This is a genomic window from Saccharopolyspora halophila (assembly GCF_039531955.1).
Classification (GTDB): domain Bacteria; phylum Actinomycetota; class Actinomycetes; order Mycobacteriales; family Pseudonocardiaceae; genus Saccharopolyspora; species Saccharopolyspora halophila.
The window spans coordinates 127,596-141,107 of sequence record NZ_BAAARA010000001.1 but is presented as its reverse complement, the minus strand read 5'-3'; the positions used below and the strand labels follow the sequence as shown (position 1 = coordinate 141,107).

10 protein-coding genes are annotated in these 13,512 nt (G+C 68.9%); 1 reads left to right on the top strand and 9 read right to left on the bottom strand.

The annotated features are described in order from the left end of the window. Positions 1-612: 612 nt before the first annotated feature. Positions 613-3,768, top strand: a complete 3,156-nt coding sequence (locus ABD289_RS00740) for a CHAT domain-containing protein (protein WP_344125311.1) — start codon at positions 613-615, stop codon at positions 3,766-3,768. A gap of 247 nt (positions 3,769-4,015) precedes the next feature. Here ABD289_RS00740 and ABD289_RS00735 read toward each other — a convergent pair whose 3' ends face one another. From ABD289_RS00735 to ABD289_RS00695, 9 genes are all read right to left on the bottom strand, one after another. Then, the gene (locus tag ABD289_RS00735) at positions 4,016-5,017 is read right to left on the bottom strand and encodes a hypothetical protein (protein WP_344125309.1); all 1,002 of its coding nucleotides are present in this window, start codon (positions 5,015-5,017) and stop codon (positions 4,016-4,018) included. Between the two features lie 240 nt (positions 5,018-5,257). Then, positions 5,258-5,773, bottom strand: coding sequence for a hypothetical protein (locus tag ABD289_RS00730; RefSeq protein WP_344125307.1), 516 nt, complete (start codon positions 5,771-5,773; stop codon positions 5,258-5,260). Between the two features lie 15 nt (positions 5,774-5,788). Beyond that, entirely contained in the window at positions 5,789-6,892 is a 1,104-nt protein-coding gene (locus ABD289_RS00725) for an MCE family protein (protein ID WP_344125305.1), read from the bottom strand. Beyond that, on the bottom strand, positions 6,892-8,133 hold the full coding sequence (locus ABD289_RS00720; RefSeq protein WP_344125303.1) for an MCE family protein: 1,242 nt from the start codon (positions 8,131-8,133) through the stop codon (positions 6,892-6,894). The genes ABD289_RS00725 and ABD289_RS00720 overlap by 1 nt, the downstream gene beginning before the upstream one ends. Continuing rightward, positions 8,133-9,320 carry an MCE family protein gene (locus tag ABD289_RS00715; RefSeq protein ID WP_344125301.1) on the bottom strand — a complete coding sequence of 396 codons (1,188 nt, stop codon included), beginning with the start codon at positions 9,318-9,320 and terminating at the stop codon, positions 8,133-8,135. Before ABD289_RS00715 ends, ABD289_RS00720 begins: the two co-directional genes overlap by 1 nt. Beyond that, a complete protein-coding gene (locus ABD289_RS00710) occupies positions 9,317-10,297 on the bottom strand; it encodes an MCE family protein (RefSeq protein ID WP_344125299.1) in 981 nt (326 codons plus the stop codon). Before ABD289_RS00710 ends, ABD289_RS00715 begins: the two co-directional genes overlap by 4 nt. After that, entirely contained in the window at positions 10,294-11,337 is a 1,044-nt protein-coding gene (locus ABD289_RS00705) for an MCE family protein (RefSeq protein ID WP_344125296.1), read from the bottom strand. The genes ABD289_RS00710 and ABD289_RS00705 overlap by 4 nt, the downstream gene beginning before the upstream one ends. Next, positions 11,334-12,665, bottom strand: coding sequence for an MCE family protein (locus tag ABD289_RS00700; RefSeq protein ID WP_344125293.1), 1,332 nt, complete (start codon positions 12,663-12,665; stop codon positions 11,334-11,336). Before ABD289_RS00700 ends, ABD289_RS00705 begins: the two co-directional genes overlap by 4 nt. Beyond that, positions 12,662-13,501, bottom strand: a complete 840-nt coding sequence (locus tag ABD289_RS00695) for an MlaE family ABC transporter permease (RefSeq protein WP_344125291.1) — start codon at positions 13,499-13,501, stop codon at positions 12,662-12,664. The genes ABD289_RS00700 and ABD289_RS00695 overlap by 4 nt, the downstream gene beginning before the upstream one ends. Positions 13,502-13,512: the final 11 nt, after the last annotated feature.

The following is a 13,512-nucleotide window of genomic DNA, read 5'->3' as shown; positions in this document are numbered from 1 at the left end:
GCGAAGGATGCCCGAACGGCCCTTGACTCCTCGGCCCCGCACCCGGGCGAGCACGCGCCCACCCGCGCGCGGGACGGCACCGCAGAAGATCATTCTCAGTTTCGGAACCTCGAAGTTCCAATAACTGCTCGCGCGCCCGAATGGGAGGTCGCGGTCACAACCCATTTCCGGGCGGCCATCTATTGATCATGAAAATACCGAATCGGTCAGACCATCCGAGACCGGCCGAGACCAGTTGGCGGCCGATCGGAACCGATCCGGCGCCACCGCGGGCCGATTTCATGATCAACTCTACGCCGCCCTCGCAGGCCCCTGACCTGGGCGGAAGTCACCCATTTGTCGCAACGTCTGTCCAAACCCGGTGGTCACCGGTCACCTTCGAAAGAGCTCGATCACATCGAGACCACCCGATGTGGATACCCGGCTGATCTGACACGCCGAACCTAGTAACTTCTCCGTCCAAGACCTCAGAAATCGGACCGGCGGCCGAGCCTGCCTCCTGACCGATCTCACCAGGTAATCACGGGCTGGTTGAACAATTAGCCCCGCCGGTAACGTGACACGACCACCGGCCCCGACCGGTGCCCGGCAGGCCACAGGAGAACGAGACCGATGACAGACGATGCAAGCCGCGCGAGCGAGCGCTTCCGCGGGCTGCAGCGTTGGACCGGGAAGGATCGGGGCGACGCACATTCGAGCTGGTTCGCCCCCGAAGAGGAGACCGCTCCTCCCGAGGCCCCCGCGACGCCTCCCATCGAGCCGGCACCACCCGAGACCCCGCGCGGCTTCGAGCGGCCCGGCGGCGAGCGCCCCAGCGCCGAGCAGCGCTACGCCGACGCCATCGCGGCGATGAACAACATCGTCAACACCTTCGACTTCTCCGCCCTGCCGTGGGTCACCGAGGTGTTCCGCACCACCGCGGGCGTGCTGCGTGGGGACGATCCGGCGCGCGCCGGGGTGCTCAACAACCTGGGCAGCGCGACCCAGCTGACCCACGTGCGAAGCGGCGAGTTCGCCGACCTCGAGGACGCGATCAGCTACTACCGGGCCGCCGTCGACTCGGCGCACTCGGGCGACCGCGACCGCGCGCTGTACTACTGCAACCTGGCGCTGGCGCTGAGTGACCTGGCGAACAAGACCGGCCGGGAGGACCTGGCGGCCGAGAGCGCCCGGGTCGCGCAGGAGGCGTTGCAGCAGACGTCCAAGCGCGACGACCGGCGGCCGATGGTGCTGATGCGGCTGGCCAACGCGCTCAAGCTGCACGCCGAGCTGTCCGGATCGATCGACTCCGACGAGGAGTCCATCCCCGCGTTCCGGGAGGCCGCTCGGATCTCCCCCGCGAGCGAATTCAACACGTCGGAGCTGCTGGTCAACCTGGGCAGCGCGCTGCTGCGCCGCTACCGGCGCAGCTGGTCGCTGGACGATCTGGACGAGGCGATCAAGCACCTCGGCACCGGCGCGGGTGCCCTGGCCGACGGGGAGAACCGGCGCACCGCGCTGTGCCGCTACGCCGATGCGCTGCGGCTGCGCTTCCAGCGCAGCGGCGACCTCACCGATCTCAACACCGCGATCAACGAGCTCATGGGCGTGCTCGGCGTGCTGGAGGGCGGGAACCCGCTGCTCGGCCTGACCATCGGCCAGCTCACCGAGACCACCGGCGAGCACGTCGACGCCACCGGTGAACCCGGGCAGCTCCGCCGGGTGCTGCGGCCGATCACCCCGGCGGTGCGCGCGATGACCGCGGACGACCCCGGCCGCTCGGCCGCGCTCGCCGGCTACGCGGCCTTATTGCGCAGGCAATACCTGCACGGCGGTGAGGCCAGGGCGCTCGACACCGCGGTCACCGCCGCCGAGGCCGCAGTGGAGGGCGCGAGCGAGGCCGACCGGCATCGGATGATCATCGCGCTCGTCACCGCCCTGCTGGAGCGCTTCGAGCACGGCGAGGAGCGCGGCGACCTGGACCGGGCGGCGGAACTAGCGCACGAGGTGTCCAAGTCCGCGGGCTCACCGGCCCAGCGGATCGCCTGGGTGCAGCTGGGCCGGTGCGCGGCGCACCGGTTCGCCACCTCCGGGCGCACCAAGGACCTGGACAACGCCATCGAGCTGTTCGACCAGGCGCTGATCGCCATGCCCGCCGACGCCCCCGGCCGCGCGGGTGTGGCCACGGACCTCGGGCGCGCGCTGCAAGCGCTGCACCAGCGCAACGGGCGGCGCAGGCACTACCGGTGGGCCCGCAAGGTGCTCACCGAGGCGGCGGAGCTGATCAACGCCCCGGCCGACCAGCGACTGCGCGCCGCCGCGCTGGCCGGGAGGATGAGCGCCTCCGAGCAGCGGTGGTCCGAGGCGCTGGACTCGTTCTCGCTGGCCGTAGACCTGCTGCCGTTGATGACCCGCGGCAAGCGGGTGGTGGCCTCGCCGAGCGCCCAGCAGCGCTGGGCCACGCTGGTCGCCGACGCCGCCGCGTGCGCGGTCGAGGCGGGCCAGTCCGACCGGGCGGTCGAGCTCATCGAGCACGGCCGGTCGGCGATCCTGGCCGACTACCTGCCCACCGGCGGCGAGCTCGGCGAGCTGCACCGCAGCAGCCCGGACCTCGCCGACGAGATCGTGCGACTGCGCAGGCTGCTGGACCGGCCGGTGGAGGACACCGATCTGGACGGCGACGACCGGCTGCACCTGGCCGACGCGTGGACCAACCTGCTCGGCGAGGTCCGGCAGGTCCAGCCCGCCCACCTGCGCATCGAGCGGATCGCCGAGATCGGCGTGGAGAACCAGGAGGGCGCCGTCGCGGTGCTCAACCTCAGCCGGTACCGCTCCGACGCGCTGATCGTCTTCGGCGGCCGGGTGCTGACCGTTCCGCTCAGCGGCGTCGAGCCGGAGAAGGCCGGGTCGATGGCCGCGGCCCTGCTGGCAGCGGCCCAGCAGGACGATCACGCGGCGATGGCCGAGGTGCTGGACTGGACCTGGGTGCGCATGACCCGGCCCGTGCTGGACCGGATGGGATACCTGACCACGCCCGCCGACGGCGAGCGGTGGCCGCGGATCTGGTGGAGCGCCTTCGGCGCCGCGGCCTACCTTCCGCTGCACTCCGCGACCGCGCACGCCGGTGCTTCCGCGCTGGACCGGGTCGTCTCCTCGCACACGCCGACGCTGAACGCGTTGTACCGGAGCCGGGGCAGGCGTGCCGCCGAGGGCGGTGCGCTGGTCGCGGCCGGCTCGGCCGAGCAGGTGTCCCGCGAGCTGCCGCCGCAGAACCAGATCCTGGCGCAGTACTGGCCCACCGCGGAGATCGCCTCGACCGAGAGCGCGGGCGCCCCGGACATGCTGCGGATGCTGCCGCAGTTCCCCTGGGTGCACGTCTGCGAACCCAGCTCGCAGTTCCCGGCCCAGCCGGCCGCCGGGCTACTGCTGGACCGCGAGGGGCAACGGCCGCTCGGCCTGGTCGAGCTCGGTCAGGTCGCGCTGGGGCAGGCGGAGTTCTGCTACCTCGGGCAGTGCGCGACCGCCGCCGACCCTCCGTGCGCGGCCGCCCTGTCGCTGGCTGGCGCGTTGAGCTTCGCCGGCTACACCCACGTGATCGGCACCCTCTGGGAGGTGGACGGCGACAGTGCCGCCGAGGTCCACGCCGACGTCTACGCCGAGCTCTTCGGCCTGGACGGCTACGGCGTCGACGGGGCGGCCTACGCCGTGCACAACGCGGCGCGACGACTGCGCAGCAAGTTCCCGAACGGGCACGCGATGTGGTCGGCGCACCTGCACATGGGGCCTTAGGGGTCCTTGCGGAGTGCGGTGGTGCCGCTGTTTCAGGTGGGGACTCAGCCCGCGCCACCGCGGGTTCTCGGACGTCGTCGGGCGAGGACGGCCGCAGCGCCGTGCAGGTGGCTGCGCAAGCCGCGGATCCCGCAGCCCGGCGGCGTCCGAGGTTCCGCTCCCCGCACCGCCAAACATCTGGGCAGGACGAGGGGCCCTCGCGCGTGGTTGCGCGAGGGCCCCTCGATCGTCCGGCGGGCGCGGATCGTCAGCGGACGTTCAGGTTCGTGATCTTCCAGCTGTCGCCCTGCTTCTCGGTCGTCACCGAGAGCTGGGCCGGTCCGACGTTGCTCTCGCCGGTGCCCGAGCGCAGCGCGTGCTGGTCGACGAAGACCAGGACGGTGGCCTTGTCGTCCTGCAGCCGCGTCACCGCGCTGCCCTTGACGGTGGTGTTCACGACGAGCTGCTGCTTCGGCGCTTCCTTCTTGACCACGGAGAACAGCTCGTCGTACTTCTTGACGGCTTCGCCGCGCAGCAGGTCGTCGGCGGCCTTCTCGGTCTTGGCCGTGTCGTTGAAGTCGTACGAGAAGAGCTTCTGGATGCCGTCCTCGACCTGGCCCTTGACCTCGCTGGTCTCACCGGCGGAGACCATGGCCTCGTTGGCCATCGGGCCGCGGAAGTAGGTCGCGTAGGCCATCGCGCCGCACACGATCGCCACGATCAGGAAGACCGCGGTGACGGCCCAGATGACCCAGGACTTGCCGCTCTTGGCGCCCGACCCGGCTTCCTCGCCGCCGGAGCCCGTCCCGTCGTCCGCGGCGCTGTCCTCTTCGGGCCCGGACTCGTTCTCTTCGGGCCCGGACTCGTCCTCTTCGGGCGCGGACTCGTCCTCTTCGGGCGCGGACTCGGACTCGCTCCCGGACTCCGCAGCGGACTCCGAGGCCGACCCGGCCTCGGCACCCGAGCCGGCCGCGGTCGCGGCGTCCGAATCGGACTCCCGGTCCGACTCCCGCTCCGAAGCGGCCGCGGACTCCGATTGCGGCTCGGCGTCCTCGGCCTCGTTCAGCTGCCCGTCCGATGCGGACTCCCGGGACTGCGCACCTGCGGGCTCGGCGGCGTCACCTTCTCCCGCCGAGGAGGTTGTGCCCTCGTCCGGGGTCGGGTCGGTGCTCGTCGTGGTCTCGGTCTGCTCGCGCTTGCGCAGGCCGGCCACCTTGGGCTTGCGGCCCGAGGGCTGTCCGTTGCTTCCGGAGCGGCGGTTGGTTGGCACTGGCTTGCACTCCTGAGAATCGCTGAAGGGGTCCTTGGGTACGCGGCGGAGCCGCGTGCGGTGCGGGGCTCAGTTCGCACCGCGGCGGGTTCTCAGACGTCGCCGGGCGAGGAAACCCGCAGCGCCGCGCAGGCCGCTGCTCGAATCGCGGACCCCGCAACCCGGCGACGTCCGCGGTTCCGCTCCCGGCACCGCCACGCAAACCCCAAACTGAACTAGCTCCTAGAGGTATCGCCCGCCTCAGCCGACCGGGACGGTGCCGAGGTTGCTGAGCTTCCAGGTGTCGCCCTCACGCGAGAGCTCGGCCTGGTAGCGGTCCTGCTTGGTGGACGGCTTCTGACCTTCGATGTTGACCGTGACCTGCACGACCGCGATCATCTTCGCCTTGCCAGCCTGCTGGTCGAGTTCGGTCAGACCCGCGTCCAGGACCTTCGCGGTCGTGGACGACTTCGCCTGCTTGATCTTGGTGGCGTAGTCCTGGTGGCTCTTCTTGATCTCGTCGTGCAGCGGCCCGGTGGAGAACTTCTCCCACCGCTTGAGGCCCTCTTCGACCTTCTTGTGGTCCAGGGTGTTGAAGGCGATGATCGCGCTGGTGCCGTCCTGCAGAGCCGTGTCGCGCGTCTCCGCGTAGGCCACCGAGGAGCTGGTGGCCGCCAGGACCCACAACACCCCGGCGACCAACGCGAGCACCAGGCTCAGGCCGCACGCCACCAGCGCCACCACCGGACGGCGCTTGGTGTTGCCTTCTGCGGTCAATTCGCGGCTCCTCTCCTACTTCCCGGGGGCGTTCTGCGCGCCGCGCACGCTGGTATCGCTGCCCGGGGGTTCGGCGCAGTGCGCATCGGCGTTCAACGGCACCTCGTTCATGGCCGTGCCCTCGCGCTTCTGAGTTCCCTCATAGCCCTTTGTACACGGCAACGGATCCATGACGTTGAGCACGAGACCGAAGTGCGCGGTGCCATCGCCCGGAACGACCGTCTTCGCCGCGGCGACCTGCGCCGGGTAGGACACGAACAGCTGCTCGATGCCGTCCACGTTGGCCGACAACAACTTCGAGGTGCTGGTCAGGTTGGCCAGCAGCGGCCCGAGGTTCTCGTTGTCGTGCAGCAGGCCGCTCACCTGGCGCGCGGCCGGCGGCGCCTGCTGGATCACGTTGCGCAGGTCCTGATCGGAGGACTTGATCGACTGCGACAGCAGGTTGAGGTCCTTGCTGAACGACTTGATCGCCGATCCCTGGTCGTTCTGGGTGGCCAGCACCGTCTTGCCGTCCTCGAGCAGCTGCACGGTCTGCGGCAGGTGGTCCTGGGCCTGCTGGGTGAACTCCCTGGAGGTGTCCAAGATGGTCTGCAGGTGACCACCGTTGCCGCGGAACGCGGTACCGAGCTCGCTGACCACGGTGTTCAGCGAATCCGTGGGAACCGAGTTGGCGAAGTTGTCCAGGTTGGTCATCAGGTCCTGCACGGGCAGCGGCGTGGACGTCGAGGCGCGCTCGATGACCGAGCCGTCCTCGAGGTACGGCCCGCCGTCCGCCTTCGGGCGCAGGTCGACGTACTGCTCACCGACCGCCGACCGCAGTTCGACCGAGGCCTCCACATCGGACGGAATCTTCGGCGCGTCGTCCTTGATGTTCAGCGGTACCGACACACCGTCGTCGGCGAGCTCGATCTCGCCGACTCGGCCCACCGGAACGCCCCGGTAAGTCACCTCGGCGTTCTCGAACACGCCACCGGTGTCGGCGAGCTGCAGCTTGACCTCGTAACCGGTTTCGCCGAACAGCCGCTCCAGGCCCGCGTAGCGGAATCCCGCGTAGCTGACGCCGACCAGCGCGATCAGGATGAACCCCATGATCTGCAATCGGACCTGACGGGTGAGCATCAGTCACCTCCAAGCAACGAGCCGAGCAGACCGCCGCCGTCGTCGTTGTTCTGCTGCTGCTGATCCGGTTCCGGCTGCGGCTCCGGCGGTGCCTGCTGCTGGTTCGGCTCGGCCAGCGGCAGCGGGATGCCGTCCGGCGCGCGCAGCAGCGGCTGCCGCGAACGACCGAGGTTCTCCAGGAGGTTCGTCAGGTTCAGGTCGGCCTTGACGTAGAGGTTGGTGTAATCGCTGCCCTTGATCCCCTGCACCGCGTTGTCCGGGAACGGGAAGGTCATCAGCACCTCCAGCGACTTCGGCAGGCTGTCGCCCGCCGCGGCGAGCTGGTGCAGCGTGGGGGCCAGCTGGTTGAGGTTGGCGACCAGGTCCTCGTGCGACTTGTCCACCACGTTGGTGGCCACACCGGAGAGCTCGTCCAGCGACTGCAGCATGGTGACCAGCTGCTCTCGCTGGTCGGCGAGCACCTTCAGCCCGGGGCCGAGCTCGTTGAGCGCGGTGTCGATCTGCCCGCGCTGCGCGTTGAGCTTGGCGCTGAGCCGATCGATGCTCTCCAGCGCGTTGGTGATGTCGTTGCGCTGCGCGTCCAGCCCGGCGACCAGCTCGTCGAGGTTGCCCAGCAGGTTGCGGATGTCGGACTCGCGGCCCTCCATCGCCTTGTTGAGCTCCTTGGTGATGCTCTGCAGCTGCGCCACACCACCGCCGTTGAGCAACAGCGACAGCGCGCCGAGGACCTCTTCGACCTGCGGGTTGCGGCCGGTGCGCTCGATCGGGATCGTCGCGCCGTCGCGCAGCGAGCCGGACGGGTTCTTCGGCGGTGCCGTCAGCTCGACGTACTTCTCGCCGAGCAGGCTGGACTGCCGCAACCGGGCCATCGCGTTGGCCGGCAGCTTCACGTCGCGGTTGACCCGCACGGTCACCTCGGCGTCCCAGCTGCCGTTGGCCAGCCGGATGTCCTCCACCCGGCCCACCGGTACCTCGTTGACCCGCACGCCCGCGTTGGGCACCAGGTCCAGCACGTCGTTGAAGTGGACCTTCACCTCGTACGGGTCGTTGCCGACATCGGCGCCGCCGGGCAACGGCATGTCGTAGACCCCGCGGGAGCCGCAACCGGACAGCACCAGCAGCGCGACCGTCGCGGAGGTCACGACCTTGACCGCGGTCCTGCGAGCCGAGACGCGCGGACGTCCGGTGCCGAACCTCGCGCGATACCCGGCCGCTGCGGCCGCTCGGAGCTCGTGCAGCATCACTGGCCACCTCCGGACTGGGTTCCGCCGGTCAGCGGCAGCGGCAGCGGCGGCAACTCGCCGTTCTGCACCGAGCCGAGGGTCTCGCCCAGGCTCGGCAGCGGGGCCACCCCGTCGAGCACCGGCTGCAGCGAACGGCACGTGTTGGAGAGCTCGGCGGGCACATCAGCAGGCGCGCCCTGCTCCAGGATCCGGCACACCGACACCAGCGGCGGCTGGTTGGCCTCGTTGAAAACCGCGCGCGTGTCGAGCGTGCCGGATGCGCCGTTGTAGGCGTTGTTCAGGTTGCTCATCGCCACCGGAGCGTTGAGCAGCGACTCCTCGAGGGCCTTCTTCTGCTTGACCAGAATCGAGGCCACCGAGTTGAGCTGGTCCACATTGGTCTTGATGTGGGCCCGGTTGTCCCGCACGAAGGTCTCCACCTTGCCCAGCGCCTGCGCCAGCTCGGCCAGCGCGGCGCTCATGTCCTGACGCTCGCCAGCCAGCTCGGAGCTGACCTGCTGCATCTGGGTGTTGAACTTGCGCACCTCGTCGTCGTTGGCGGCCAGCATGGACGTGAAGCGCTGCAGGTTGTCGACGGTCTCGAACAGCTCCTTGCTGTTGCCCGACATCGTGGTGCCGACCTCGCCGAGGTTCTTCAGCGTCTCCGAGAGCGCCTTGCCGTTGCCCTCGAGGTTGGCGGCGCCGGTGTCGAGCAGCTCGGTCAGCGCGCCGTCCTTGTTCGCCCCTTCCGGCCCCAGCGCCTTCGTCAGGTCGTTGAGGCTGCGGTAGACGTTGTCCAGCTCCACCGGGGTGGCGGTGCGCTCCTCCGGGATCACCGCGCCGTCGGCCATCTTCGGGCCGCCCTTGTAGACCGGTGCGAGCTGCACGTAGCGGTCGCTGACCACGCTCGGCGAAACCGCCACCGCGCTGGCGTTCTTCGGCACGTCCACATCGCGCTCGACGCTCATCGCCACGCGGACCTTCTTGCCCATCGGCTCGACCTCGTCGATGGTGCCGATCGGCACGCCGAGCATCCGCACGTCACCACCGGGGTAGATCCCCACCGCGGCGGAGAAGTAGGCCGTGACCTTCCGGTCGGAACCGGAGAACATCCACCATCCGCCCACCGCGGCGACCAGCATCACGACGACTGCGACGACGATCAGTTTGACCAGGTTGGAGCTCTTGGCAGCTGCGTTCGTCATGGCTTGCAGCCCTCCTGGTTGACCGGTCCGATCGCGGGCGGCAGCAACCCGCAGATGTAGGTGTCGAACCACCGGCCGTTGCCGAGCACGTTGGCGAACAGCCGGGTGAACGGTGCGAAGGAGGCCAGGCTCTGGTCCAGGTTTTCCTGGTTGCGCTGCAGCATCTTGGTGACCTTGTCCAGCTGCTCCAGCGCCGGTCCGATCTGCTGCTGGTTGTCCTCGACCATCCCGGACAGCTGGCGGGACAGCTGCTGCGTTCCGGTCAGCAGCGAGCTGATCGACTCGCGCCGGGCGTGCAGCTCCTGCAGCAGCAGATTGCCGTCCTTGAGCAGCTTTTCGAAGTCGGCGTTGCGATCGGCCACCGTCTTGGACGCCTTCGCGGTGTTGTCCAGCAGCTTCTTCAGCTCCTCGTCCCGCGAGGAGATGGTCTTGGACAGCTTGCTCAGCCCGTCGAGCGCACCGCCGACCTCGTCCGGCGTGTCGGAGAAGGTCTGCGACATGGTCCGGAAGCTCTGCGCCAGCTGCTCGCTGTCGATCGCGTCGACGTTCTTGGACAGGTCGCTGAACGCCTCGATGACGTCGTAGGGCGACATCGTCCGCGAGGTCGGGATCGGTTCCGACGAGTCGAGCTCCTTGCCGCCCTGCGGGTCGAGCGCCAGGTACTTCTGGCCGAGCAGCGTCTTCACCTTGATCGCGGCGGTGGTGTTGTCGCCCAGCCACGCGTCGTCGATCCGGAAGTCGACCTTGACGTGATCGCCCTCGAGCGAGACGTCGGAAACCGTCCCGACCTTGACGCCGGCGATGCGCACCTCGTTGTCGGCGCGCAGGCCCGCGGCCTCGGTGAAGTTCGCCGAGTACTTGGTTCCGCTGATCAGCGGCAACCGTTCGTAGTTGGCGGCCAGCAAGAACAGCACCACCAGCACCAGGATGCCGGCGATACCGATCTTGAGCGGGTCGCGCTGGGAGAAGGACTTCATCGCTGGCACCTCGGCTGGGTCACGGGCATGACCGGGAGCGGCACGTTCAGGTCGCCGACCCCGACGTTTCCGGAAGCCCCGCACAGGTAGAAGTTGAACCACGAGCCGTACGAAGCCGTGCGGCTGAGGGTGTCGAACTTGTTCGGCATTCTCTTCAACGTCCGCTCGATCAGCTCCTGGTGGCCGTTCAGGTTCTTCGACAACTCACCGAGCCCGTTGATGTCGGCCTGCAGCCCCGGACGCGCGTCCTGCAGCAGATCCCCGGTGCTGTTCGTCAGCCCGTCCATCGCGGTGATCGCGTCCCCGATCGCCTCGCGGTCCTCGGAAAGCCCGGAGACCACCCGCCGCAGCTGACCGATCATCTCGGACAGCTGCTGATCGCGGTCGTTGACCGTCTCCAGCACGCCGTTCAGGTTGTTGATCACGTTCCCGATCACCTTGTCCCGGGAAGCGATGTGCTGGGTCAGCGAAGCGGTGTGGGCCAGCAGGCTCTCCACCGTGCCGCCCTCGCCCTGCAGCACCTGGATGATCTCGTAGGACAGCTTGTTGACGTCCTCCGGCGAGAGCGCCTGGAACAGCGGCTTGAAGCCGCCGAGCAGCACGGTCAGATCCAGCGCGGGCTTGGTGCGCTCCAGCGGGATGGTGGCCCCGGGCTGCAGGAACCCGCCCTGGGTACCCGCGGCCTGCATGCCCGCGCTGCCCTGCTCGAGCGCGAGATAGCGCTGACCGACCAGGTTCCGGTACTTGATCGCGACGCTGACGTTGCTCGGCAGCCGCCGTTCGGCGACGTTGAACTTCACCTCGGCGACGCGCCGGTCGACCAGGTCGATGCTCTCGACCTCGCCGACCTTCACACCGGAGATCCGCACGTCGTCGCCCTCGGTGAGGGCGGTCGCATCGGTGAACCGCGCGGTGTAGGACTTCGAGGCCCGGAAGTCCTGGTTCGCGATGGTCATGATCAGCAAGCCGGCGGCCAGCAACGTGACCAGCACGAACACCAGGAACTTCACCAGCGGACCGGTGATGCTGCGTCCGTTCATCGGTAGCTCACCTCCGCACCGCGCAGCACGGGGCCGACCAGCAGCGAGCCCCAGTCGGGAATCTGCTCGGCCGGGCGGCCGACGGCGGGCGCGAGCACGGTGGCGACCATGTCCTGCTCGGCCTTGGAGTTGACCCACTGCGAGGAAGTCGACGACGGAGCCGTTTCAGCAGGCGGATTCAGCCCGCCCGTGGCCGGACGCGAGGCCGGAGGCGGCTCCGAACCGTCCTTGAAGGGCCCGTCCGGCGGGTATTCCGGCATCGGGTCGATGTTCTCCATGAAGTCGTAGCACCGCGGCCCTCGGTGGTCGTTGAACTCGGGCTCGTCCTGGTTCGGCACGTACTTGCCGCGGTGCGCCGTGACCTCCAGCGTGATGTGCAGGCCCGGCTCGTCGCTGCCCTCGCCGAACGCCTCGCGCACCCGCGGCACGAACCGCGCCATCTCGTTCAGGAAGCACGGGTAGGACGGCGAGTACCTGGCCAGCAGGTCCAGCGTCGGCCTGCTGGTGTCGGCCAGCGTGACGATGGTGTCGCCGTTCTTCTCCAGGAACCCGGTCAGATCGTTGGACGTGGTCGTGAGCTGACCGGTCAGGGTCTGGAGGTTCTGCTTCTGGTCCACGAGCGTGCGCGCCGTGGTGCTGAAGTTGTCCAGCGCGTTGATCACGTCCGGGGCCGCCGTCTCGTAGGTCTCCGCGACGCCCACCAGCTCCTGCAGGTTCTGCTTCAGGTCCGGGACCGAGGGGTTCAGCCCCTCCAGGTAGGTGTTCAGCCGGGACAGCGTGTCGCCGAGCTGATCACCGCGGCCGGACAGCGCCTGGTCGAGCGCGTTGAGCGTGGTCGCCAGGTCCTGCGGGTGCACGGCCTGCAGCACCGGCATCGTGTCGGCCAGCACCTTCTCCAGCGCGACCGCGGACTGCGAGGTGTCCTGCTGGATCATCATTCCCGAGGTCAGCTTCTCGCCGGACGCCTCCTCGGGCACGTCCAGCGAGACGTAGCGCTCGCCGAACAGCGTGCGCGGCAGGAACTGCGCCTTGACGTTGCTGGGCAGCTTCTTGGCCATGTCCGGCTGGATCGACAGGTCCAGCACCGAACCGTCGCGGGTCGCCTCGACCTGCTCGACCCGGCCGACGACCATGCCGCGGACCTTGACGTCGGACTCGGGCCGGATCTGGTTGCCGGTGAAGGCCGCCTGCAGCTTGACCTCGATGTTGTTGCTGAACGCCTTCTGGTAGAAGGCCAGGCAGGTGACCACGAACAGCACGATGGTCATCAGCAGCGCAAGACCCAGCACGCGCCGCTTCACTGTGGTGAGGGTTCCGCGCGCGCTCATCCGGTGATCCGAACGGTCGTAGTGGTGCCCCAGATGGCGAGGCTCAGGAAGAAGTCGAGCAGCGCCGTGGTCACGATCGCGGTTCGCACCGCGCGTCCGACCGCCACGCCGACCCCGGCGGGACCGCCGCTGGCGCGATATCCGTAGTAGCAGTGCGTCATGATCACCACCACGCTGAAGACCAGCACCTTCCCGAAGGACCACAGGACGTCCTCGGGAGGCAGGAACAGGTTGAAGTAGTGGTCGTAGGTACCCGCCGACTGGCCGTACATGTAGATCGTCACGGCCCGCGCGGCGATGTACGACGTCAGCAGGCCCAGCACGTAGAGCGGGATGACCGCGACGAAGCCGGCCATCACCCTCGTCGTGACCAGGTACGGCAAGCTCGGCACGCCCATGACCTCGAGCGCGTCGATCTCATCGGAGATGCGCATGGCTCCGAGCTGGGCGGTGAAGCCCGAGCCGACGGTCGCCGAGAGCGCGAGACCGGCCACCAGGGGCGCGATCTCGCGGGTGTTGAAGTAGGCCGAGACGAAGCCCGCGAACGCCGAGGTGCCCAGCTGGTCCAGCGCGGCGAAACCCTGCAGGCCGACCACCGTTCCGGTGAACAGCGTCAGGCCGATCATCACGCCGACCGTGCCGCCGATGACCGCGAGCGCACCGCTGCCGAAGCTGACCTCGGCCAGCAGGCGCATCGTCTCCTTGAAGTAGCGGGTGATGGCCCGCGGGATCCAGGCCAGCGAGCGCAGGTAGAACGACATCTGGTCGCCCAGTTCGTCCAGCGCCTCGAGTGGCCGTCGAGCCGCGCGCTTGGCGCGCTGCGAGATCGTCACCATGTTCCTATTCC

What these genes read in the sequence shown, in the direction of transcription:
- ABD289_RS00725 (WP_344125305.1), bottom strand. Translation starts at nt 6,892, where the DNA reads ATGCTCACCCGTCAGGTCCGATTGCAGATCATGGGGTTCATCCTGATC.
- ABD289_RS00715 (WP_344125301.1), bottom strand. Translation starts at nt 9,320, where the DNA reads ATGACGAACGCAGCTGCCAAGAGCTCCAACCTGGTCAAACTGATCGTC.
- ABD289_RS00720 (WP_344125303.1), bottom strand. Translation starts at nt 8,133, where the DNA reads ATGCTGCACGAGCTCCGAGCGGCCGCAGCGGCCGGGTATCGCGCGAGG.
- ABD289_RS00710 (WP_344125299.1), bottom strand. Translation starts at nt 10,297, where the DNA reads ATGAAGTCCTTCTCCCAGCGCGACCCGCTCAAGATCGGTATCGCCGGC.
- ABD289_RS00705 (WP_344125296.1), bottom strand. Translation starts at nt 11,337, where the DNA reads ATGAACGGACGCAGCATCACCGGTCCGCTGGTGAAGTTCCTGGTGTTC.
- ABD289_RS00695 (WP_344125291.1), bottom strand. Translation starts at nt 13,501, where the DNA reads ATGGTGACGATCTCGCAGCGCGCCAAGCGCGCGGCTCGACGGCCACTC.
- ABD289_RS00700 (WP_344125293.1), bottom strand. Translation starts at nt 12,665, where the DNA reads ATGAGCGCGCGCGGAACCCTCACCACAGTGAAGCGGCGCGTGCTGGGT.
- ABD289_RS00740 (WP_344125311.1), top strand. Translation starts at nt 613, where the DNA reads ATGACAGACGATGCAAGCCGCGCGAGCGAGCGCTTCCGCGGGCTGCAG.